Here is a 22,134-nt window from a genome sequence, read left to right as displayed (position 1 = left end):
TTCACTCACGCCAACTAATCAACGTTCCACCCATGAGCTGACCGTGCAGAACGTTTGTCTGCAATCGGTACTGTGCTCCTTAGAAAGGAGGTGATCCAGCCGCACCTTCCGGTACGGCTACCTTGTTACGACTTCGTCCCAATCGCCAGTCCCACCTTCGACAGCTCCCTCCCACAAGGGGTTGGGCCACCGGCTTCGGGTGTTACCGACTTTCGTGACGTGACGGGCGGTGTGTACAAGGCCCGGGAACGTATTCACCGCAGCAATGCTGATCTGCGATTACTAGCAACTCCGACTTCATGGGGTCGAGTTGCAGACCCCAATCCGAACTGAGACCGGCTTTTTGAGATTCGCTCCGCCTCACGGCATCGCAGCTCTTTGTACCGGCCATTGTAGCACGTGTGCAGCCCAAGACATAAGGGGCATGATGACTTGACGTCGTCCCCACCTTCCTCCGAGTTGACCCCGGCGGTCTCCTGTGAGTCCCCATCACCCCGAAGGGCATGCTGGCAACACAGGACAAGGGTTGCGCTCGTTGCGGGACTTAACCCAACATCTCACGACACGAGCTGACGACAGCCATGCACCACCTGTATACCGACCACAAGGGGGGCACTATCTCTAATGCTTTCCGGTATATGTCAAGCCTTGGTAAGGTTCTTCGCGTTGCGTCGAATTAAGCCACATGCTCCGCTGCTTGTGCGGGCCCCCGTCAATTCCTTTGAGTTTTAGCCTTGCGGCCGTACTCCCCAGGCGGGGAACTTAATGCGTTAGCTGCGGCACCGACGACGTGGAATGTCGCCAACACCTAGTTCCCAACGTTTACGGCGTGGACTACCAGGGTATCTAATCCTGTTCGCTCCCCACGCTTTCGCTCCTCAGCGTCAGTAATGGCCCAGAGATCCGCCTTCGCCACCGGTGTTCCTCCTGATATCTGCGCATTTCACCGCTACACCAGGAATTCCGATCTCCCCTACCACACTCTAGCCTGCCCGTATCGGATGCAGACCCGGGGTTAAGCCCCGGGCTTTCACACCCGACGTGACAAGCCGCCTACGAGCTCTTTACGCCCAATAATTCCGGACAACGCTTGCGCCCTACGTATTACCGCGGCTGCTGGCACGTAGTTAGCCGGCGCTTCTTCTGCAGGTACCGTCACTTTCGCTTCTTCCCTGCTGAAAGAGGTTTACAACCCGAAGGCCGTCATCCCTCACGCGGCGTCGCTGCATCAGGCTTTCGCCCATTGTGCAATATTCCCCACTGCTGCCTCCCGTAGGAGTCTGGGCCGTGTCTCAGTCCCAGTGTGGCCGGTCGCCCTCTCAGGCCGGCTACCCGTCGTCGCCTTGGTAGGCCATTACCCCACCAACAAGCTGATAGGCCGCGGGCTCATCCTTCACCGCCGGAGCTTTCAACCAGCTCCCATGCGGAAGCCGGTGTTATCCGGTATTAGACCCCGTTTCCAGGGCTTGTCCCAGAGTGAAGGGCAGATTGCCCACGTGTTACTCACCCGTTCGCCACTAATCCACCCCGAAGGGCTTCATCGTTCGACTTGCATGTGTTAAGCACGCCGCCAGCGTTCGTCCTGAGCCAGGATCAAACTCTCCGTGAATGTTTACCCGTAATCGGGTGACACTCGCGTTGAGCGGGACAGTCAGGCCGGAATAAGGCCGACTGTCCACAGCGTCCTCGCTGTGTATGTTGCCTACCCACCACAAGGGCCGGCAGGACTTTCAAAGGAACCTCGCCATCCGAAGATGGACGGGGTATCAACTAATCTGGCGTTGATTTTTGGCACGCTGTTGAGTTCTCAAGGAACGGACGCTTCCTTTGTACTCACCCTCTCGGGCTTTCCTCCGGGCTTCCCTTCGGTCTTGCGTTTCCGACTCTATCAGATCTTTCCGATCCGATTTCCTCGGTGCTTTCCGGTCCCTTTTGCTTTCGCTCCGGGCCCTTCCGGCGGTTCCGACTCTATCAGATCTTTTCGGCCTGATTTCCTCGGTGCTTTCCAGTCCCTTCGCTTTCGCGTCGGTCCCTTCCTGCGTCTCCGACTCTATCAGATGTTTGGGGTCCGGATTGCCACTGCCGACGGCACCCAGGAGGGCCCGCCGGCCGACGCGAGACCATGGCGCCGGCCGGGTAGTTGGTCCTGAACGCAGAAAAGCCCCGCACCATGAAGGTGCGGGGCTTTCCCACAATGATTGTTCGGCGGCGTCCTACTCTCCCACAGGGTCCCCCCTGCAGTACCATCGGCGCTGAAAGGCTTAGCTTCCGGGTTCGGAATGTAACCGGGCGTTTCCCTAACGCTATGACCACCGAAACTCTATGAAGTTGACCAACCGGATGACAACACGGTCGTTACTTCAGAACTAACACAGTGGACGCGAGCAACTGAGGACAAGCCCTCGGCCTATTAGTACCGGTCAGCTCCACCCATTACTGGGCTTCCACATCCGGCCTATCAACCCAGTCGTCTACTGGGAGCCTTACCCTCTCAAGGAGGTGGGAATACTCATCTCGAAGCAGGCTTCCCGCTTAGATGCTTTCAGCGGTTATCCCTCCCGAACGTAGCCAACCAGCCATGCCCTTGGCAGGACAACTGGCACACCAGAGGTTCGTCCGTCCCGGTCCTCTCGTACTAGGGACAGCCCTTCTCAATATTCCTACGCGCACAGCGGATAGGGACCGAACTGTCTCACGACGTTCTAAACCCAGCTCGCGTACCGCTTTAATGGGCGAACAGCCCAACCCTTGGGACCGACTCCAGCCCCAGGATGCGACGAGCCGACATCGAGGTGCCAAACCATCCCGTCGATATGGACTCTTGGGGAAGATCAGCCTGTTATCCCCGGGGTACCTTTTATCCGTTGAGCGACGGCGCTTCCACAAGCCACCGCCGGATCACTAGTCCCGACTTTCGTCCCTGCTCGACCCGTCGGTCTCACAGTCAAGCTCCCTTGTGCACTTACACTCAACACCTGATTGCCAACCAGGCTGAGGGAACCTTTGGGCGCCTCCGTTACCCTTTGGGAGGCAACCGCCCCAGTTAAACTACCCATCAGACACTGTCCCTGATCCGGATCACGGACCGAGGTTAGACATCCAGCACGACCAGAGTGGTATTTCAACGGCGACTCCACCATGACTGGCGTCACGGCTTCAAAGTCTCCCACCTATCCTACACAAGCCGAACCGAACACCAATATCAAACTGTAGTAAAGGTCCCGGGGTCTTTCCGTCCTGCTGCGCGAAACGAGCATCTTTACTCGTAGTGCAATTTCACCGGGCCTATGGTTGAGACAGTCGAGAAGTCGTTACGCCATTCGTGCAGGTCGGAACTTACCCGACAAGGAATTTCGCTACCTTAGGATGGTTATAGTTACCACCGCCGTTTACTGGCGCTTAAGTTCTCAGCTTCGCCACACCGAAATGTGACTAACCGGTCCCCTTAACGTTCCAGCACCGGGCAGGCGTCAGTCCGTATACATCGCCTTACGGCTTCGCACGGACCTGTGTTTTTAGTAAACAGTCGCTTCTCGCTGGTCTCTGCGGCCACCCCCAGCTCACGGAGTAAATCCGATCACCAGACGTGGCCCCCCTTCTCCCGAAGTTACGGGGGCATTTTGCCGAGTTCCTTAACCATAGTTCACCCGAACGCCTCGGTATTCTCTACCTGACCACCTGAGTCGGTTTAGGGTACGGGCCGCCATGAAACTCGCTAGAGGCTTTTCTCGACAGCATAGGATCATCCACTTCACCACAATCGGCTCGGCATCAGGTCTCAGGCTATGTGCTGTCCGGATTTACCTGGACAACGCCCTACACCCTTACCCCGGGACTACCACCGCCCGGGCTGGACTACCTTCCTGCGTCACCCCATCGCTTACCTACTACCACCTTGGGTCAGCGGCTCCACCACTTTCCTTTCCCCGAAGGGTCCGGAACGGCTTCACGGCCTTAGCATTAACGGGCTCGATATTGGGCGTTTCAAAGCGGGTACCGGAATATCAACCGGTTGTCCATCGACTACGCCTGTCGGCCTCGCCTTAGGTCCCGACTTACCCTGGGCAGATCAGCTTGACCCAGGAACCCTTAGTCAATCGGCGCACACGTTTCTCACGTGTGTATCGCTACTCATGCCTGCATTCTCACTCGTGAACCGTCCACAACTCGCTTCCGCGGCTGCTTCACCCGGCACACGACGCTCCCCTACCCATCACAGCACCCGTTGGGGCTTATTGCTGCAATGACACGACTTCGGCGGTACGCTTGAGCCCCGCTACATTGTCGGCGCGGAATCACTTGACCAGTGAGCTATTACGCACTCTTTCAAGGGTGGCTGCTTCTAAGCCAACCTCCTGGTTGTCTCTGCGACTCCACATCCTTTCCCACTTAGCGTACGCTTAGGGGCCTTAGTCGATGCTCTGGGCTGTTTCCCTCTCGACCATGGAGCTTATCCCCCACAGTCTCACTGCCGTGCTCTCACTTACCGGCATTCGGAGTTTGGCTAAGGTCAGTAACCCGGTAGGGCCCATCGCCTATCCAGTGCTCTACCTCCGGCAAGAAACACACGACGCTGCACCTAAATGCATTTCGGGGAGAACCAGCTATCACGGAGTTTGATTGGCCTTTCACCCCTAACCACAGGTCATCCCCCAGGTTTTCAACCCTGGTGGGTTCGGTCCTCCACGAAGTCTTACCTCCGCTTCAACCTGCCCATGGCTAGATCACTCCGCTTCGGGTCTTGAGCGCGCTACTGAATCGCCCTATTCGGACTCGCTTTCGCTACGGCTTCCCCACACGGGTTAACCTCGCAACGCACCGCAAACTCGCAGGCTCATTCTTCAAAAGGCACGCAGTCACGAGATACAGCAAGCTGTATCCGACGCTCCCACGGCTTGTAGGCACACGGTTTCAGGTACTATTTCACTCCGCTCCCGCGGTACTTTTCACCATTCCCTCACGGTACTATCCGCTATCGGTCACCAGGGAATATTTAGGCTTAGCGGGTGGTCCCGCCAGATTCACACGGGATTTCTCGGGCCCCGTGCTACTTGGGTGTCTCTCAAACGAGCCGTCAATGTTTCAGCTACGGGGGTCTTACCCTCTACGCCGGACCTTTCGCATGTCCTTCGCCTACATCAACGGTTTCTGACTCGTCTCACAGCCGGCAGACTGTGAAAGAGAGATCCCACAACCCCGCATGCGCAACCCCTGCCGGGTATCACACGCATACGGTTTGGCCTCATCCGGTTTCGCTCGCCACTACTCCCGGAATCACGGTTGTTTTCTCTTCCTGAGGGTACTGAGATGTTTCACTTCCCCTCGTTCCCTCCACATGCCCTATGTGTTCAGGCATGGGTGACAGCCCATGACGACTGCCGGGTTTCCCCATTCGGAAACCCCCGGATCAAAGCCTGGTTGACGGCTCCCCGGGGACTATCGTGGCCTCCCACGTCCTTCATCGGTTCCTGGTGCCAAGGCATCCACCGTGCGCCCTTAAAAACTTGGCCACAGATGCTCGCGTCCACTGTGTAGTTCTCAAGCAACGACCAGCCACCCATCACCCCACCCGACAAGCAGGTGAGTTCACTGGGGCCGGCATCGCGAAGATACAAACCTTACGGCCGTACCCTCAGACACCCAACAACGTGCCAAGCGTGAGCCACCGTCCGTGTTCTTCTTTCCACGCCGAAGCAGTACTCGAAGAACCATCAGGTTCACTCACGCCAACTAATCAACGTTCCACCCATGAGCTGACCGTGCAGAACGTTTGTCTGCAATCGGTACTGTGCTCCTTAGAAAGGAGGTGATCCAGCCGCACCTTCCGGTACGGCTACCTTGTTACGACTTCGTCCCAATCGCCAGTCCCACCTTCGACAGCTCCCTCCCACAAGGGGTTGGGCCACCGGCTTCGGGTGTTACCGACTTTCGTGACGTGACGGGCGGTGTGTACAAGGCCCGGGAACGTATTCACCGCAGCAATGCTGATCTGCGATTACTAGCAACTCCGACTTCATGGGGTCGAGTTGCAGACCCCAATCCGAACTGAGACCGGCTTTTTGAGATTCGCTCCGCCTCACGGCATCGCAGCTCTTTGTACCGGCCATTGTAGCACGTGTGCAGCCCAAGACATAAGGGGCATGATGACTTGACGTCGTCCCCACCTTCCTCCGAGTTGACCCCGGCGGTCTCCTGTGAGTCCCCATCACCCCGAAGGGCATGCTGGCAACACAGGACAAGGGTTGCGCTCGTTGCGGGACTTAACCCAACATCTCACGACACGAGCTGACGACAGCCATGCACCACCTGTATACCGACCACAAGGGGGGCACTATCTCTAATGCTTTCCGGTATATGTCAAGCCTTGGTAAGGTTCTTCGCGTTGCGTCGAATTAAGCCACATGCTCCGCTGCTTGTGCGGGCCCCCGTCAATTCCTTTGAGTTTTAGCCTTGCGGCCGTACTCCCCAGGCGGGGAACTTAATGCGTTAGCTGCGGCACCGACGACGTGGAATGTCGCCAACACCTAGTTCCCAACGTTTACGGCGTGGACTACCAGGGTATCTAATCCTGTTCGCTCCCCACGCTTTCGCTCCTCAGCGTCAGTAATGGCCCAGAGATCCGCCTTCGCCACCGGTGTTCCTCCTGATATCTGCGCATTTCACCGCTACACCAGGAATTCCGATCTCCCCTACCACACTCTAGCCTGCCCGTATCGGATGCAGACCCGGGGTTAAGCCCCGGGCTTTCACACCCGACGTGACAAGCCGCCTACGAGCTCTTTACGCCCAATAATTCCGGACAACGCTTGCGCCCTACGTATTACCGCGGCTGCTGGCACGTAGTTAGCCGGCGCTTCTTCTGCAGGTACCGTCACTTTCGCTTCTTCCCTGCTGAAAGAGGTTTACAACCCGAAGGCCGTCATCCCTCACGCGGCGTCGCTGCATCAGGCTTTCGCCCATTGTGCAATATTCCCCACTGCTGCCTCCCGTAGGAGTCTGGGCCGTGTCTCAGTCCCAGTGTGGCCGGTCGCCCTCTCAGGCCGGCTACCCGTCGTCGCCTTGGTAGGCCATTACCCCACCAACAAGCTGATAGGCCGCGGGCTCATCCTTCACCGCCGGAGCTTTCAACCAGCTCCCATGCGGAAGCCGGTGTTATCCGGTATTAGACCCCGTTTCCAGGGCTTGTCCCAGAGTGAAGGGCAGATTGCCCACGTGTTACTCACCCGTTCGCCACTAATCCACCCCGAAGGGCTTCATCGTTCGACTTGCATGTGTTAAGCACGCCGCCAGCGTTCGTCCTGAGCCAGGATCAAACTCTCCGTGAATGTTTACCGGATATCCGGTTGCACACTCGCGTTGAGCGGGACAGTCAGGCCGGAATAAGGCCGACTGTCCACAGCGTCCTCGCTGTGTATGTTGCCTACCCGCCACAAGGGCCGGCAGGACTTTCAAAGGAACCTCGCCATCCGAAGATGGACGGGGTATCAACTAATCTGGCGTTGATTTTTGGCACGCTGTTGAGTTCTCAAGGAACGGTCGCTTCCTTTGTACTCACCCTCTCGGGCTTTCCTCCGGGCTTCCCTTCGGTCTTGCGTTTCCGACTCTATCAGATCCTTTCGGCGTCTGATTCCCAGTCAGCGGGATTTGTCTTTCCGGCTGTTGGGCCGTTCCGACGAGTGAGACTTTAGCGGATTCCCTGCCTCCGACGCTAATCGGGCGGCTGCGTCCAAACTTCGAACGCGGATTCCTCATTTCGCAAAAACGCACGGAAAGCAGAACGGCGCGGCAAAGCGCCATCGGCTTCTGTGGATCTTGCGGGATGGCTGTCCGGGGCCGACCGGGGTCGGTGCTCACGTCGGACAACTCGGAGAACCTTACGGATCCGTTAATCCCGTGTCAACCCCGGTCCTCGGGCGTACGCTCTGCGTATGACTACGCGTGCGCACACCACCCAGTGGTGGGCCGCCTGACGGCGGCCCACCACTCGCGCATGCAGCAAGCGGCCGCCGACTCGGCGGCCGTTCGCGTATCCCCCTCCGGGAGCCGGCCGTCCGGTCGGCGCTCAGGAGAAGAGGGAGAACGAACGCGATGACGAGGATCTTCAGCGGGGTCAAGCCGACCGGGCATCTGACGCTGGGCAACTACCTCGGGGCCGTACGACGGTGGGTCGAGGTCGATCAGCACCGGGCGGAGGCGCTGTTCAGCGTCGTCGACCTGCACGCGCTGACCGTGGAGCACGATCCGGCGCGGGTGCGGCGGCTCAGTCGGCAGGCGGCCACGCTGTTGCTGGCCGCTGGGCTCGATCCGAAGCTGTGCACCCTGTTCGTACAGAGTCATGTGGACGAGCACGCGCGGCTGTCGTACCTGCTCGAGTGCACCGCCACGGACGGCGAGCTGCGGCGGATGATCCAGTACAAGGAGAAGAGCGTCCAGGCGCGGGCCGCGGGCCAGAGTGTGCGGCTGTCCCTGCTGACGTATCCGGTGCTGATGGCGGCGGACATCCTGGCCTACGGGGCCGATGAGGTGCCGGTGGGTGAGGACCAGACGCAGCATGTGGAGCTCACTCGGGACCTGGCGGTGCGGTTCAACCAGCGCTACGGGCACACGTTCACGGTGCCGCGGGCGACGCGGCCCGAGGTGGCGGCGCGGGTCATGGACCTTCAGGACCCCACGTCGAAGATGGGGAAGTCGCACGCGAACGGGGCCGGGATCGTCTATCTGCTCGACGATGCGGAGACCGTGCGCCGGAAGATCATGCGGGCCGTCACCGACAGCGGGCGGGACGTGGAGTACGACCGGGAGGGCAGGCCGGGCGTCGCGAATCTCCTCGATCTGATGGCCGCCGCGACGGGTGGGAACCCCGAGGCGCTGGCCGGTGTATATGAGACGTACGGATCGTTGAAGAAGGACACGGCGGACGCGGTCGTCGAGCTGCTGAGGCCCCTGCGGGAGCGGCATGCCGAGCTCGCGGCGGACCCCGGATATGTGGATCAGGTGCTACGGGACGGGGCCCTGCGGGCCCGGGAGACGGCGCGGCCCTTGGTGGATCGGGCCTATCGGGCGATCGGGCTGTTGCCCGCGGGGTGACGGAAGGCGTTGCGGTAGTCGCGTGGGCTGGTGGCGAGGTGCGAGGCGAAGTGCTGACGCATCGTCACCTCGCTGCCGAAGCCCGCGCGGCGGGCCACCTCGGGGAGGGGGTGGTCGGTGAGTTCGAGGAGTTTCTGAGCGGCGGCGACGCGCTGGGTGATGAGCCAGTGCAGGGGGGTGGTTCCGGTGGTGGCTTGGAAGTGGCGGGCGAAGGAGCGGGGCGACATGCCGGCGCGGGCGGCCAGGGTCGCGACGGTGTGGGGCTCGTCGAGGTGGGCGAGGGCGTGGGCCCGGATGTCGGCGAGGGTGTCGGCGTCGCGGTCGGCGCGGGGGGTGGGGTGTTCGATGAACTGGGCCTGGGTGCCGGTGCGGAAGGGCGCGGTGACCATCGCGCGGGCGATGGCGGCGGCTGCTTCGGCTCCGTGGGCGGTGCGGACGAGGTGGAGGCAGAGGTCGATACCGGCGGCGGTGCCGGCGGAGGTCCAGATGCCGGTGTCCTCGACGAAGAGGGCGTCGGGTTCGACCTGGATCGCGGGATGGCGGGCGGCGAGGGTCGTGGCCAGGTGCCAGTGGGTGACGGCGCGGCGGCCGTCGAGGAGTCCGGCGCGGGCGAGTACGAACGCGCCGGCGCAGAGCGAGGCGACCGGGATGCCCGTGGTGTGGGCGCGGCGGAGGGAGTCGAGGACCGGGGCCGGGATGTCGGAGTCGGGGTCCTCGATGCCGGGGACGAGGACCAGGTCGGTGGGGGTGAGGCCGTCGAGCCAGGTGAGGGGGCGGTCGGGGGTGAGGGAGAGACCGCCGCGCAGCGGGATGGGGGTGTTCGGGTCGGCGGCTGTCCTGCGGAGTTCGAAGGGTGGGATGCCGCGGAGGGTGCGGTCGCTGCCCCAGACCTCGGTGATGACGGAGACGTCGAAGGCGCGGATGCCCGGGAAGGAGAGGAGGGCGATGCGCTGGGGGCGGGGTGCGGGGGTCTGCGGCACGGGCTGCACAAGTGGCAGTAAACCATCGATCGCTGTCATTCGCCCCTCTGGGAGAGGGCCCCGGGCGGCGGCAGGATCGTGGGTATGGAGATCACGGAGAACGCAGCGCTGGTTGTCGTCGACGTACAGAAGGGCTTCGAGGAGGAGTTCTGGGGGAAGCGGAACAATCCGGCCGCCGAGGAGAACATCGCGGCTCTGATCGACCTGTGGCAGGAGACGGGGCGGCCGGTCGTGTTCGTGCGGCACGACTCGGTGGAGGGGTCGCGTTCGCCGCTGCGGGTGGGGTACGAGGGGAACGCGTTCAAGGACTTCGTGGAGGAGCGGCGTGGGAAGGGCAGGGGTCCGGAGCTGCTGGTGACGAAGAGCGTGAACTCGGCCTTCTACGGGGAGCCGTCGCTGGACGGGTGGCTGTCCGGGCAGGAGATCGCGCAGATCGTGATCGTCGGGATCCAGACGAACATGTGCAACGAGACCACGGCGCGTATGGGCGGGAACCTCGGGTACGAGGTGGTGTTCCCGCTGGACGCGATGCACACGTTCGATCTGGAGGGGCCGTTCGGCTGGTCGCGGAGCGCGGATGAGCTGACGCAGGCGACGGCCGTGTCCCTGCACGGGGGACGGTTCGCGAAGGTCGTGACGACGGAGGAGGTCGTGAAGGGGGCGTCGGTCGGGGTTCGGTGACCTCGGAGCGGGTCAGCTGTTGCCGGAGGCGAGTTCGCGGCTGCGGTCGCGGGCGGCTTCGAGGGCGGCGATGAGGGCGGCGCGGACGCCGTGGTTCTCGAGCTCGCGGATGGCGCTGATGGTGGTGCCTGCCGGGGAGGTGACGGCCTCGCGGAGCTTGACGGGGTGTTCGCCGCTGTCGCGGAGCATCACGGCGGCGCCGATGGCGGCCTGGACGATCAGGTCGTGGGCCTGGGCGCGGGGCAGGCCGAGGAGGATGCCGGCGTCGGTCATGGCCTCGACGAGGAAGTAGAAGTACGCGGGGCCGGAGCCGGAGAGGGCGGTGGCCGCGTCCTGCTGGGACTCGGGGACGCGGAGGGTCTTGCCGACGCCGCCGAAGATCTCCTCGGTGTGGGCGAGGTGCGCGGGGGTGGCGTGGCTGCCGGCCGAGATGACGGACATGCCTTCGTCGACCAGGACGGGGGTGTTGGGCATGACGCGGACGACGGGGGTGCCGGTGGTGAGGCGGTCCTCGATGAAGGAGGTGGGGATGCCGGCGGCGGCGCTGATGATCAGGCGGTCGGCGGCGACGTGGGGGGCCAGTTCGTCGAGGAGCCGGCCCATGTCCTGGGGCTTGACGGCCAGGATGAGGGTGTCGGCGCGCTTGGCGGCCTCGGCGTTGGTGACGGTCTCGACGCCGTAGCGGTCGCGGAGCTCCTCGGCGCGTTCGGAGCGGCGGGTGGTGACGAGGAGGTTCGCGGGGCGCCAGCCGGCACGGATCATGCCGCTGAGGAGCGCTTCACCGATCTTGCCGGTGCCGAGGACTGCGACGGTCTGGGTCATGGCTCTGTTCACCTCGCCGGAGGGGGTACGTGTCGTCATCCTCGCATCGGCGGGCCGGATGGGGTGCGGGTGTCCGAGGGGCGGTCATGCGGTGCGGCGGCGGAGGGTGGCCGCGCCGAGGGCGAGGACGAGGAGGGCGCAGCCTGCGACGACGAGGGCATCGCGGACGAAGTCGGGGGTGATGTCGGGGTGCCGGAGGACTTCGTTCATGCCGTCGACGGCGTACGACATCGGGAGGACGTTCGAGATCGCTTCGAGGGCGGGGGCCATGTTCTCGCGTGGGGTGAAGAGGCCGCAGAGGAGGAGCTGGGGGAAGATCACGGCCGGCATGAACTGGACGGCCTGGAACTCGGAGGCGGCGAAGGCGGAGACGAAGAGGCCGAGGGCGGTGCCGAGGAGGGCGTCGAGGAGGGCGACCAGGAGGAGGAGCCAGGGGGAGCCGATGACGTCGAGGCCGAGGAACCAGACGGCGAGGCCGGTGGCGAGGGCGGACTGGACGACGGCGAGGAGTCCGAAGGCGAGGGCGTAGCCGGCGAGGAGGTCGGCCTTGCCGAGGGGCATGGCGAGGAGGCGTTCGAGAGTGCCGGAGGTGCGTTCGCGGAGGGTCGCGATGGAGGTCACCAGGAACATCGTGATGAGGGGGAAGATGCCGAGGAGTGAGGCGCCGATGTTGTCGAAGGTGCCGGGGCTTCCGTCGAAGACGTAGCGGAGCAGGAAGAGCATCACGCACGGGACGAGGAGCATCAGGGCGATCGAGCGGGGGTCGTGGCGCAGCTGACGCAGGACGCGGGCGGCGGTGGCGAGGGTGCGGGCCGGGTTCACGGTCGGGGCTCCTCTTGGGCGGCTCGGATGTTCGCGGAGTCGACGAGGTGGAGGAAGGCCTCTTCGACGGTGGCGGTGTCGTTGCGTCGGCGGAGGGCCTCGGGGGTGTCGTCGGCGAGGATCTCGCCCTCGCGCATGAGGAGGAGGCGGTGGCAGCGTTCGGCCTCGTCCATGACGTGGGAGGAGACGAGGAGGGTCGTGCCGCGGTCGGCGGCGATCTGGTGGAAGAGGTTCCACAGGTCGCGGCGGAGGACGGGGTCGAGGCCGACGGTGGGTTCGTCGAGGACGAGGAGTTCGGGGGTGCCGAGGAGGGCGACGGCGAGGGAGACGCGGCTGCGCTGGCCTCCGGAGAGGCGGCCGGCGAGGGAGTCGGCGTGCGAGGCGAGGTCGACGTCGTCGATGGCCCGGTCGACGGTGGCGCGGCGTTCCTGGCGGTGGGTGCGGCCGGGGAGCAGGACGGCGGCGAAGTAGTCGAGGTTCTGGCGGACGGTGAGGTCGTCGTAGATGGAGGGGGCCTGGGTGACGTAGCCGATGCGGGAGCGGAGGGTGGGGTCGCCGGCGGGGTGGCCGAGGACCTGGAGGGTGCCGTCGACCTTGGCCTGGGTGCCGACGATCGCGCGCATCAGGGTGGTCTTTCCGCAGCCCGAGGGGCCGAGGAGGCCGGTGATGCGGCCGGCCTGGACGGTGAAGTCGAGGCCGCGGAGGACGGTGCGGGGGCCTCGGACGGCGGTGAGGTGGTGCGCGGCGATGGCGACGGCTGCGGGCGCGGGCTCGGCCGCGGAGTCGGGGGGCGCGGGGTCGGCGAGCTCACCCGCCGCGTAATTCATCATGCGATGAATAGTGCTCCTGGGGGTGCCGGGGGTCAAGCATCCGGGCGGAGGCCGTGGGAGCGGGGAGGGCCGGGGTGGGCTGCCGCGGTTCGGTTGCGGGCCGGTGGGTGGGTTGTGCCCGCCCGTTCCGCCCCTGGGGGTCCCCCGGACGAAGTCTGGGGAGGAACGGGTGCCCACAACGGGGCAGGGAGGCCCTAGCGGCGCTTGGGCTTCTTGCGGGCGGCCGGGTTGCCCGTGCGGGTGCCGCGGCGCTTCTCGTACTGGGCGCGGGCCGTGTCGTACTCGGCGCGGCGGAGCTTCTCGCCCGGGGCCTCGACGAAGCAGCGGGCACAGTAGGCGAGCAGCGAGCCGATGAAGCCGATCGCCTTCAGGCTGCGCAGGGACTCCTCGCGGGCCGGGTCGGTGGGCCTGCGGACGAAGCCCTCCCAGGTCTTGCGGAAGGCGATGGCGCTGCAGACCGCGAACATGACGACGACCAGCATGTTGACGATGCCGCCGACGTCCGCGATCTCCAGGCCCTCGTACGCGAAGCGCAGCACGAAGCAGGCCGCGACGGCGGCGGCCAGCGAGCCGACGGCCAGGCCGACGCGGCGCAGCGTGTAGTTGCCGCTGTGGTCGACCCAGCTCGTGCCGAAGAAACGGATCTCCTCGGGCTGAGGCCCGGCAGGGGTCCCGCCGGTCGGGCCGCCGGCGGGGCCACTGGTGGTGCTGGGGGTCTGCTCGTCGTCGCTCACAATGTCGATTATCCCCGGGGCGACGACGGAGGGTCTCAGGCGCAGCGCGGTGCGACGAACCCGTCGCTGCCCGTGCGGACGTAGGCGTCGGAGATGTACTCGCCCGGCGCGATGTTGTCCCAGATCCTCGTGGTGCCGTACGGGCCGCTGATCCACTCGCCGTACTTCTGGCAGGAGATCGTGACCGTGGCGCCGAGCGGCAGCGTCCTGACGATCGGGTACTGGGTGCTCGGGCCCGAGCGCACATTGACCCGGTAGCCGGGCGCGACCGTGTAGCGGGTGACCGTGGTCGCCATCGTCGTGTTGTTCTCGTCCGTGCTCATGGTGTCCTCCCCCTTGGCGCAAAAGCGCTCCGCCGAGTTTCACTCTCCGCGACGCGCAGGCTAGCAAGCCCCGCCGACATCGTGGGGGCCATGGACTAGGCTCCGTCGGGTTCGCGCGGGTGCGCGCGAGTGACGGGGAACCACACGGGGGTGGGCGATGCCGCCGTTGCGCAACACCGGTGCCGACCGGAATGCGGAGCAGCCCGAGTACGCGGGCGACTACCGCCTCCAGGCATGTCTGGGCGCCGGCGGCATGGGCGTCGTGCACCTCGCGGCCTCCGCCTCCGGGCTGCGGCTCGCGGTCAAGGTCGTGCACGCACGGTACGCGGAGGACCCCGAGTTCAGGGCGCGTTTCCGCCAGGAGGTCGCGGCCGCCCGCCGGGTCAGCGGGGCCTTCACCGCGCCGGTCGTCGACGCCGACCCCGATGCCGTACGCCCCTGGATGGCCACCCTCTACGTCCCCGGGCCGACCCTCGCCGACCAGGTGAAGCGGAACGGCCCGCTGGCCCCGGCCGAGCTGCGCCGGCTCACGGCCGGCCTCGCCGAGGCCCTGCGCGACATCCACCGCGCCGGGGTCGTCCACCGCGACCTCAAGCCCAGCAACGTCCTGCTCACCGATACCGGCCCCAAGGTCATCGACTTCGGTATCTCCCGGCCCGTCGACAGCGATCTGCACACCGAGACGGGCAAGCTCATCGGCTCGCCGCCGTTCATGGCGCCCGAGCAGTTCCAGCGGCCGCGCGAGGTCGGGCCCGCCGCGGACGTCTTCGCACTCGGCTCGGTGCTCGTGCATGCGGCCACCGGGCACGGCCCGTTCGACTCCGACAGCCCGTACATCGTGGCGTACCAGGTCGTCCACGACGAGCCCGATCTGACGGGCGTTCCGGCGGAGCTGGCGCCGCTCGTCGCGCGCTGCCTCGCCAAGGAACCCACCGAGCGCCCGACTCCGGCCCAGATCATGTCGGCGCTGCTGCCGCCCTCGTACGCGGCGGAGGCCTTCATACCGGCCCAACGGCGCCGGCCCGCCCTGCCGCACGGCGACGAACGGGCCCACGGCGAGCCGGGCCCCGCGCCCGCGTGGGACGCGGACACACCCGTACGGGCCACCGCGCCGGCTCCGCCCCGACGCGGCCCGCGCCTCGGCCGGGTGCGCCTCAGGCCGCGCCTCACGCTCGCCGTCGCCGCCGCGCTCGCGCTCACCGGGGCCGGTCTGTACGCGGCCATGAGCCCCCCGGCCGACGGCGGAACCGAGCCGCCCGCCCGGCCCGACGAGGTGGCCACCGCCTTCGCCGGCTGGCACACCACCCTCCAGATGCACGGCCCCACCGCCGCGCCCGCGTGCGCCCACGGCGGCGGCGCGCTGTTCTGCGCGGCCCGGGGCGTCGGCCTCGCCCGGCTCGACCCCGTCACGGGGAAGGTCGCCTGGTCGCGCACCGCGCCCGTCGAGGCGGAGTCCCCGGTCGCGCCCTTCCTCCTCGCGGAGGGCCTGGTCGGCGCCGCCGCCCCGGCGGACCCGCTGCGGGCGTACGCGGCCGCCGACGGCGCCCCCGGCTGGACCGCCGGACCGGCGAAGCCCCCCGAGGCGTACGCGTCGGCCGGGTCCACCGTCGTCCTGACCGACGGACGGGGCGGCGTCCGTGCCGTCGGAAGCCGCGACGGGAAGGAACTCTGGCGGCACGGCCTGGCCGGCTTCGGGGTCCCGCGCCCGGGACCGTACGACGCGCCCTCCGGTCTGCTGACCGTCTCCGAGACCTCGGCCGACGGGACGCACACGCGCGTGGCCGAGATCCGACCCGGGACCGGCGAGCAGGCCTGGCAGCGGAACCTGGCGGGCGACCTCGACCCGCTGGGCCGCACCGGCGACGGCGCGCTGCTGCTCGCCTCCCGCTACCAGGCCTCGCTCTTCGACCACCTGGTCGTGCTCGACCCCGGCAGCGGCTCCGTACGCGAGCTGCCCCTGCCCCACCGGATCGACGTCCGGGGCGTCGCCGTGCGCGGCGCGGTCGTCCACCTCCTCGACGCCGACGGGCACCTCACCGCCTTCGACACCGCGGCGCCCAAGGGGCGGGTGCTGTGGGAGCTGGAGACCGGCGCGGGGAACGTGTCCACACCGGTCATGGGCCCCGGCGACCGGCTCTACTTCTCCGTCCAGGACGGGCGGCTGCTCGCCGTCGACACCGTGCGCGGGGCGCTGATCGGCCAGACCCGGCCGCGGCTGCTCAACGGCCGGCTCGAGTACGCGCCCCTGGTGCCGCCGCCGGTGGTCGCCGGTGACCGGGTGTTCGGGACGGCCCCGGACGGATCGGTCTTCGCGGTGGACGCGCGCGATCCCGCCTCCTGGTGAACGGCCGCTGAGACGAACGGCGGGGAGCGGGCGTCTCCGCCCGCTCCCCGCCGTTCCAGTGCCTACCGCGCCGGGCTCAGCCCAGCTTCGACACGTCGCGGACCGCGCCCTTGTCGGCGCTCGTCGCCATCGCCGCGTACGCGCGCAGGGCGGCCGACACCTTGCGCTGCCGGTTCTTCGGCTCGTACACGCCGTTCAGCGCCGCACGACGGGCGGCCAGGGTGGCCTCGTCGACGAGGAGCTCGATGGAACGGTTCGGGATGTCGATACGGATCCGGTCGCCGTCCTCGACGAGGGCGATCGTGCCGCCCGAGGCCGCCTCCGGCGACGCGTGGCCGATGGACAGGCCCGACGTGCCGCCCGAGAAGCGTCCGTCCGTGACCAGCGCGCAGGTCTTGCCCAGGCCCCGGCCCTTGAGGAAGGAGGTCGGGTAGAGCATCTCCTGCATGCCGGGGCCGCCGCGCGGGCCCTCGTAGCGGATGACGACCACGTCGCCGTCCGTGACCTGCTTGTTGAGGATCTTCTCGACGGCCTCGTCCTGCGACTCGCAGACCACGGCCGGGCCCTCGAAGGTCCAGATCGACTCGTCGACGCCGGCCGTCTTCACGACGCAGCCGTCGGCGGCGAGGTTGCCGTGCAGGACGGCGAGGCCGCCGTCCTTGGAGTACGCGTGGGCCGCGTCGCGGATGCAGCCGCCGGCCGCGTCCACGTCGAGCGCCTCCCAGCGCTCGGACTGCGAGAAGGCGGTCGCCGAGCGGACACAGCCGGGGGCCGCGTGCCACATCTCGACGGACTCGTCGGTCGGGGAGCCGCCGCGCACGTCCCAGGCGCCCAGCCACTCCTTGATGGAGCGGGAGTGGACGGAGTGGACGTCCTCGTTGAGGAGGCCGGCGCGGTAGAGCTCGCCGAGGATGGCCGGGATGCCGCCCGCCCGGTGCACGTCCTCCATGTAGTACGTACGGTCCTTGGCGACGTTCGGGGCGACCTTGGCCAGGCAGGGCACCCGGCGCGAGACCTCGTCCATGTCCGGCAGGCCGTAGTCGAGCTCGGCCTCCTGGGCGGCGGCGAGCAGGTGCAGGATCGTGTTGGTCGAGCCGCCCATGGCGATGTCGAGGGCCATGGCGTTCTCGAAGGCCGCGCGGGTCGCGATCGAGCGCGGCAGGACGGAGGCGTCGTCCTCGTCGTAGTAGCGCCGGGTGATCTCGACGACCGTGCGGGCCGCGTTCTCGTACAGGTCCTTGCGGGCCGTGTGCGTGGCGAGCAGCGAGCCGTTGCCCGGGAGGGAGAGGCCGATGGCCTCGGTCAGGCAGTTCATGGAGTTGGCGGTGAACATGCCGGAACAGGAGCCGCAGGTCGGACAGGCGTTCTCCTCGATCCGGAGCATGTCCTCGTCCGAGATCTTCGGGTTCACGGCGTCGGACATGGCGTCGACCAGGTCGAGCGTGCGGACCGTGCCGTCGACCAGGGTCGCGCGTCCGGCCTCCATCGGGCCGCCGGAGACGAAGACCGTCGGGATGTTGAGGCGCAGCGCGGCCATCAGCATGCCGGGGGTGATCTTGTCGCAGTTGGAGATGCAGATCAGGGCGTCGGCGCAGTGCGCCTCGACCATGTACTCCACGCTGTCCGCGATCAGGTCGCGGGAGGGCAGGGAGTAGAGCATGCCGCCGTGGCCCATCGCGATGCCGTCGTCGACGGCGATCGTGTTGAACTCGCGCGGGATGGCACCGGCGGCCGTGATGGCCTCGGAGACGATCCGGCCGACGGGCTGCAGGTGGGTGTGGCCCGGGACGAACTCCGTGAAGGAGTTGGCGACCGCGATGATCGGCTTCCGGCCGATGTCCGCGCCGGGTACACCGGAGGCGCGCATAAGGGCGCGTGCGCCCGCCATGTTGCGGCCGTGGGTGACTGTGCGGGACCTCAGCTCGGGCATCGTCGCTCGCTCCTCGTGATGGGGGTGCTTGCATTCGAGCGTACGCCGACGGACCAAGATCTGGACAGCGCGTCCGCATGGCGGACGGGCTGTTCAGCTTTCGGTCAGCTGCCGCCCGGTGGGCTCAGGCCTCTTTCGGTCGGCTGCCGCCCGGTGGGGCTCAGGCCTCGGTCAGATAGCGCTGGAGGGTCGGGGCCACCATGGCCACGATCTCCTCCGGGTCCACCGAGGCCATCGGCTCGACCTGGATCACGTACCGCAGGATCGCGATCCCGATCATGTGGGAGGCGGCCAGCTCCGCGCGGAACTTGGGATCCGGTACGTCGAGCTCGTCCGCGATCCGCTCCAGGAGCCGCCGCAGCACGAAGGTCCTGAGCACCTTGGCGGCCGCCTCGTGGGTGAGCGCGGAGCGGACGATCGCGAGGAGGGGGGCGCGGCTGACCGGGTTCTCCCAGACGCCGATGAAGAACCGGGCGAGCCGCTCTCCGATGGTCTCGCGCGGGCCGCCGACGATCGCCGGGACGACCGTGGCGGGCTCGAAGGAGACCTCGATCGCCGCGGCGAAGACCTCGTCCTTCGTGCCGAAGTAGTGGTGGACGAGGGCCGCGTCGACGCCGGCCGCCTTGGCGATGCCGCGTACCGAGGTCTTGTCGTAGCCGCGCTCCGCGAACTGGGCGCGGGCCGCCTCCAGGATCCTTTCCCGCGCGCCCGGTCCGCTCTCGTCCTCGGTACGGGACGGGCGGCCGCGCCTGCGGGGGGCCGGGTCGGTCACGGGCGCGGGACCCGGGAGGGGCGGGTGGCCGCGGAGGCGAGGTGGAGCCGGGTGAAGGCCAGGGCCTCGGCGAGGTCGGCCTCGCGTTCGGCGGCTGACATCGCGCGGCGGGTGTTGACCTCGATGACGACATGACCGTCGAAGCCGGTGCGCGCGAGGCGCTCCAGGAGCTCGGCGCAGGGCTGTGTGCCGCGCCCGGGGACCAGGTGCTCGTCCTTGGCGGAGCCCTTGCCGTCGGCGAGGTGGACGTGTCCGAGCCGGTCGCCCATGCGGTCGATCATCGCGAGGGCGTCCGTGCGGGCGGTCGCGGTGTGCGAGAGGTCGACGGTGAAGTGCCGGTAGTCGTCCTTGGTGACGTCCCACTCGGGGGCGTACGCGAGCATCTCGCGGTCCTTGTACCGCCACGGGTACATGTTCTCGACGGCGAACCGGACGTCGGTCTCGTCCGCCATCCGCCAGATGCCGGTGACGAAGTCCTTGGCGTACTGGCGCTGCCAGCGGAACGGCGGGTGCACGACGACCGTCGACGCGCCGAGGCGCTCGGCCGCGGCCTGGGCGCGCTGGAGCTTGACCCAGGGGTCGGTGGACCAGACGCGCTGGGTGATCAGGAGGCAGGGGGCGTGCACGGCCAGGATCGGCACCTGGTGGTAGTCGGAGAGGCGGCGCAGCGCCTCGACGTCCTGGCTGACCGGATCGGTCCACACCATGACCTCGACACCGTCGTAACCGAGGCGCGCGGCGATCTCGAAGGCCGTCGCCGTCGACTCCGGATAGACCGAGGCCGTCGACAGGGCGACCTTCGCATCCGGGATGCGCACCGCTGGTTCTGCCACGGAGACAGGGTACGGGGCCCGCCGGGGGGCCGGGGGGTGGTTCCGGTCACGCCATGGCCTTCCGGTCACGCCGTGGCCGACGCCCCACGCGCGCGGGGGCCGGATCTCCCGTACGCCCTACTCCTCCGGCAGGTGGTCCAGGCGGCGCAGGATGACGCCCTCGCGCAGGGCCCAGGGACAGATCTCCAGCTCCTCCACGCCCAGGAGGTCCATCGCGCCCTCCGCGACCATCGCGCCCGCGAGGAGCTGTCCGGCGCGGCCCTCCGATACGCCGGGCAGCGCGGCGCGCTCGGGAACGGTCATGCCGGCGAGGCGCGGGACCCACTCCTCCAGGGACGCGCGGGTCAGGACCCGCTCGACGTAGAGGCCCTCGCCCGAGCCGGGGGCGCCCGCGATCCTCGCCAGCTGCTTGAAGGTCTTGGAGGTGGCCACGACGTGGTCGGGGCGGCCGGAGCGGCTGAAATCGTGGACCGTGCGGGCGATCTGCGCGCGCACATGGCGGCGGAGCGCCTTCACGTCGGCGGCGTCGGCCGGGTCGCCCGGCAGCCAGCCGGCGGTCAGCCGGCCCGCGCCGAGCGGCAGGGAGACCGCCGTGTCGGGGTCCTCGTCGATGCCGTACGCGACTTCGAGGGAGCCGCCGCCGATGTCGAGGAGGAGCAGCTTGCCCGCGGACCAGCCGAACCAGCGGCGGGCCGCGAGGAAGGTGAGCCGGGCCTCCTCCTCGCCGGTGAGGACCTGGAGTTCGACGCCCGTCTCGTCCTTCACGCGCGCGAGGACGTCGTCCGCGTTGCTCGCCTCACGGATCGCGGAGGTCGCGAACGGGAGCACCTCCTCGCAGCCCTTGTCCTCGGCTGCGAGCAGCGCGTCCCGGACGGTCGCGATGAGCCGCTCGACGCCGAAGGGCGCGATCGCGCCCCGTTCGTCGAGAAGTTCGGCGAGCCGGAGCTCCGCCTTGTGGGAATGGGCGGGCAGCGGCCGGGCGCCGGGGTGGGCGTCCACCACCAGGAAGTGCACTGTGTTCGAACCGACGTCGAGGACTCCGAGTCTCATGGGCGGAACGCTACTGCGCGGACCCGCATACGCTTGGACCTGTGCCAAAGACGAAAAAGGCGAAACCGGGCAAAGACATTGCCGTGAAGAGCGCCAAGAAGCGGGGCAAGGCCGTGGAGCCGGACGAGAAGGGCCTCGACTTCGCGCGCGCGTGGGTCGAGTTTCCCGACCCCGCCGACGAGGAGCAGGTCTTCCGCTGCGACCTGACCTGGCTGACCTCGCGCTGGTCGTGCATCTTCGGCAGCGGCTGCCAGGGGATCCAGGCGGGCCGGGCCGACGACGGCTGCTGCACGCTGGGCGCGCACTTCTCCGACGAGGACGACGAGAAGCGGGTCGCGACGCACGTGGCACGCCTCACGCCGGAGCTGTGGCAGTTCCACGACGTCGGTACGGAATCGGGCTGGACCCAGCTCGATGAGGACGGCGACCGGCAGACCCGCCGCTGGGAGGGTTCCTGCATCTTCCAGAACCGTCCGGGGTTCGCGGGCGGCGCGGGCTGCTCCCTGCACATCCTGGCCCTGAAGGAGGGCAAGGAGCCGCTGGAGACCAAGCCGGACGTCTGCTGGCAGCTGCCGGTGCGGCGCACGTACGACTGGATCGAGCGGCCCGACGACACGAAGGTGCTCCAGGTGTCGATCGGTGAGTACGACCGGCGGGGCTGGGGTCCGGGCGGTCACGACCTGCACTGGTGGTGCACGTCGGCGACGTCGGCGCACGGGGCCGGGGAGCCGGTCTACGTCACGTACCGGCCCGAGCTCACCGAGATGATGGGCGAGGAGGCGTACGAGGTCCTGGCCGGGCTGTGCGAGGCGCGGCTCTCCTCGCAGCTGCCGCTGGTGGCCCCGCACCCGGCCGACCCGAAGCGCTAGCGCCGGGGCCGAAGGGCTTCGCCGGGCCGAAGGGCTGGCGTCGGGCCGGGCTCAGGG

The 22,134-nt window shown here is 67.2% G+C and carries 14 protein-coding genes and 4 rRNA genes; 4 read left to right on the top strand and 14 right to left on the bottom strand.

What is annotated here, in order from left to right:
- Positions 1-83: 83 nt before the first annotated feature.
- The 4 genes from N5875_RS21795 to N5875_RS21780 all read right to left on the bottom strand — a co-directional run bounded on the left by N5875_RS21795 (position 84) and on the right by N5875_RS21780 (position 7,325).
- Positions 84-1,609, bottom strand: a 16S ribosomal RNA gene (locus tag N5875_RS21795).
- A 591-nt stretch (positions 1,610-2,200) separates the two neighbouring features.
- A 5S ribosomal RNA gene (gene rrf, locus N5875_RS21790) occupies positions 2,201-2,317 on the bottom strand.
- Between the two features lie 73 nt (positions 2,318-2,390).
- Positions 2,391-5,510, bottom strand: a 23S ribosomal RNA gene (locus tag N5875_RS21785).
- Positions 5,511-5,799: 289 nt separating this feature from the next.
- A 16S ribosomal RNA gene (locus N5875_RS21780) occupies positions 5,800-7,325 on the bottom strand.
- The 16S, 23S and 5S rRNA genes sit together here, the layout of an rRNA operon.
- Positions 7,326-8,088: 763 nt before the next feature.
- Here N5875_RS21780 and trpS point away from each other — a divergent pair.
- On the top strand, positions 8,089-9,087 hold the full coding sequence (gene trpS / locus N5875_RS21775; protein WP_318210681.1) for a tryptophan--tRNA ligase: 999 nt from the start codon (positions 8,089-8,091) through the stop codon (positions 9,085-9,087).
- Here trpS and N5875_RS21770 read toward each other — a convergent pair.
- A complete protein-coding gene (locus N5875_RS21770; protein WP_338495497.1) occupies positions 9,054-10,106 on the bottom strand; it encodes a helix-turn-helix domain-containing protein in 1,053 nt (350 codons plus the stop codon). The two genes, trpS and N5875_RS21770, sit on opposite strands and share 34 nt — an antisense overlap.
- A 45-nt stretch (positions 10,107-10,151) precedes the next feature.
- On the opposite strand from N5875_RS21770, the gene N5875_RS21765 reads away from it, so the two are divergent.
- Positions 10,152-10,748 carry a cysteine hydrolase family protein gene (locus N5875_RS21765; RefSeq protein WP_338495495.1) on the top strand — a complete coding sequence of 199 codons (597 nt, stop codon included), beginning with the start codon at positions 10,152-10,154 and terminating at the stop codon, positions 10,746-10,748.
- Between the two features lie 12 nt (positions 10,749-10,760).
- Here the strand turns inward: N5875_RS21765 and proC are convergent, their stop codons facing one another.
- The 5 genes from proC to N5875_RS21740 all read right to left on the bottom strand — a co-directional run bounded on the left by proC (position 10,761) and on the right by N5875_RS21740 (position 14,279).
- Positions 10,761-11,570, bottom strand: coding sequence for a pyrroline-5-carboxylate reductase (gene proC, locus N5875_RS21760; protein WP_318210678.1), 810 nt, complete (start codon positions 11,568-11,570; stop codon positions 10,761-10,763).
- 84 nt (positions 11,571-11,654) lie between these two features.
- The gene (locus N5875_RS21755) at positions 11,655-12,392 is read right to left on the bottom strand and encodes an ABC transporter permease (protein WP_338495494.1); all 738 of its coding nucleotides are present in this window, start codon (positions 12,390-12,392) and stop codon (positions 11,655-11,657) included.
- A complete protein-coding gene (locus N5875_RS21750) occupies positions 12,389-13,222 on the bottom strand; it encodes an ABC transporter ATP-binding protein (protein WP_338495493.1) in 834 nt (277 codons plus the stop codon). Before N5875_RS21750 ends, N5875_RS21755 begins: the two co-directional genes overlap by 4 nt.
- A 194-nt stretch (positions 13,223-13,416) precedes the next feature.
- Positions 13,417-13,956: a hypothetical protein gene (locus tag N5875_RS21745; protein ID WP_318210675.1), complete on the bottom strand. Its 540-nt coding sequence runs from the start codon at positions 13,954-13,956 to the stop codon at positions 13,417-13,419.
- A 35-nt stretch (positions 13,957-13,991) separates the two neighbouring features.
- Positions 13,992-14,279 (bottom strand): SH3 domain-containing protein, encoded by a 288-nt coding sequence (locus N5875_RS21740; protein ID WP_338495491.1) that lies wholly within the window; start codon positions 14,277-14,279, stop codon positions 13,992-13,994.
- A 157-nt stretch (positions 14,280-14,436) separates the two neighbouring features.
- Here N5875_RS21740 and N5875_RS21735 point away from each other — a divergent pair, with 157 nt between their 5' ends.
- On the top strand, positions 14,437-16,623 hold the full coding sequence (locus tag N5875_RS21735) for a PQQ-binding-like beta-propeller repeat protein (RefSeq protein WP_338495490.1): 2,187 nt from the start codon (positions 14,437-14,439) through the stop codon (positions 16,621-16,623).
- A gap of 76 nt (positions 16,624-16,699) precedes the next feature.
- Here the strand turns inward: N5875_RS21735 and ilvD are convergent, their stop codons facing one another.
- The 4 genes from ilvD to N5875_RS21715 form a co-directional block, all read right to left on the bottom strand.
- Complete coding sequence (gene ilvD, locus N5875_RS21730; protein WP_318210672.1) at positions 16,700-18,553, bottom strand: dihydroxy-acid dehydratase; 1,854 nt, start codon at positions 18,551-18,553, stop codon at positions 16,700-16,702.
- Positions 18,554-18,713: 160 nt separating this feature from the next.
- A complete protein-coding gene (locus N5875_RS21725) occupies positions 18,714-19,325 on the bottom strand; it encodes a TetR family transcriptional regulator (RefSeq protein ID WP_318210671.1) in 612 nt (203 codons plus the stop codon).
- Positions 19,322-20,158: a sugar phosphate isomerase/epimerase gene (locus N5875_RS21720; RefSeq protein ID WP_338495489.1), complete on the bottom strand. Its 837-nt coding sequence runs from the start codon at positions 20,156-20,158 to the stop codon at positions 19,322-19,324. Before N5875_RS21720 ends, N5875_RS21725 begins: the two co-directional genes overlap by 4 nt.
- Positions 20,159-20,275: 117 nt before the next feature.
- Positions 20,276-21,208: a Ppx/GppA phosphatase family protein gene (locus N5875_RS21715; protein ID WP_318210669.1), complete on the bottom strand. Its 933-nt coding sequence runs from the start codon at positions 21,206-21,208 to the stop codon at positions 20,276-20,278.
- Positions 21,209-21,291: 83 nt separating this feature from the next.
- Here N5875_RS21715 and N5875_RS21710 point away from each other — a divergent pair, with 83 nt between their 5' ends.
- Positions 21,292-22,077, top strand: a complete 786-nt coding sequence (locus tag N5875_RS21710; RefSeq protein WP_318210668.1) for a hypothetical protein — start codon at positions 21,292-21,294, stop codon at positions 22,075-22,077.
- The last annotated feature ends 57 nt before the right edge of the window (positions 22,078-22,134 follow it).

The organism is Streptomyces sp. SJL17-4, assembly GCF_036826855.1.
GTDB lineage: Bacteria > Actinomycetota > Actinomycetes > Streptomycetales > Streptomycetaceae > Streptomyces.
Note: the sequence above shows the minus strand (reverse complement) of the source record. Positions and strands in the feature narration are given on the sequence as shown.

Bases quoted from the DNA above. Each gene is read 5' to 3' on its own strand.
- ilvD (WP_318210672.1), bottom strand. From the start codon at position 18,553: ATGCCCGAGCTGAGGTCCCGCACAGTCACCCACGGCCGCAACATGGCG.
- N5875_RS21750 (WP_338495493.1), bottom strand. From the start codon at position 13,222: ATGATGAATTACGCGGCGGGTGAGCTCGCCGACCCCGCGCCCCCCGAC.
- proC (WP_318210678.1), bottom strand. From the start codon at position 11,570: ATGACCCAGACCGTCGCAGTCCTCGGCACCGGCAAGATCGGTGAAGCG.
- N5875_RS21770 (WP_338495497.1), bottom strand. From the start codon at position 10,106: ATGACAGCGATCGATGGTTTACTGCCACTTGTGCAGCCCGTGCCGCAG.
- trpS (WP_318210681.1), top strand. From the start codon at position 8,089: ATGACGAGGATCTTCAGCGGGGTCAAGCCGACCGGGCATCTGACGCTG.
- N5875_RS21765 (WP_338495495.1), top strand. From the start codon at position 10,152: ATGGAGATCACGGAGAACGCAGCGCTGGTTGTCGTCGACGTACAGAAG.
- N5875_RS21740 (WP_338495491.1), bottom strand. From the start codon at position 14,279: ATGAGCACGGACGAGAACAACACGACGATGGCGACCACGGTCACCCGC.
- N5875_RS21735 (WP_338495490.1), top strand. From the start codon at position 14,437: ATGCCGCCGTTGCGCAACACCGGTGCCGACCGGAATGCGGAGCAGCCC.
- N5875_RS21715 (WP_318210669.1), bottom strand. From the start codon at position 21,208: ATGAGACTCGGAGTCCTCGACGTCGGTTCGAACACAGTGCACTTCCTG.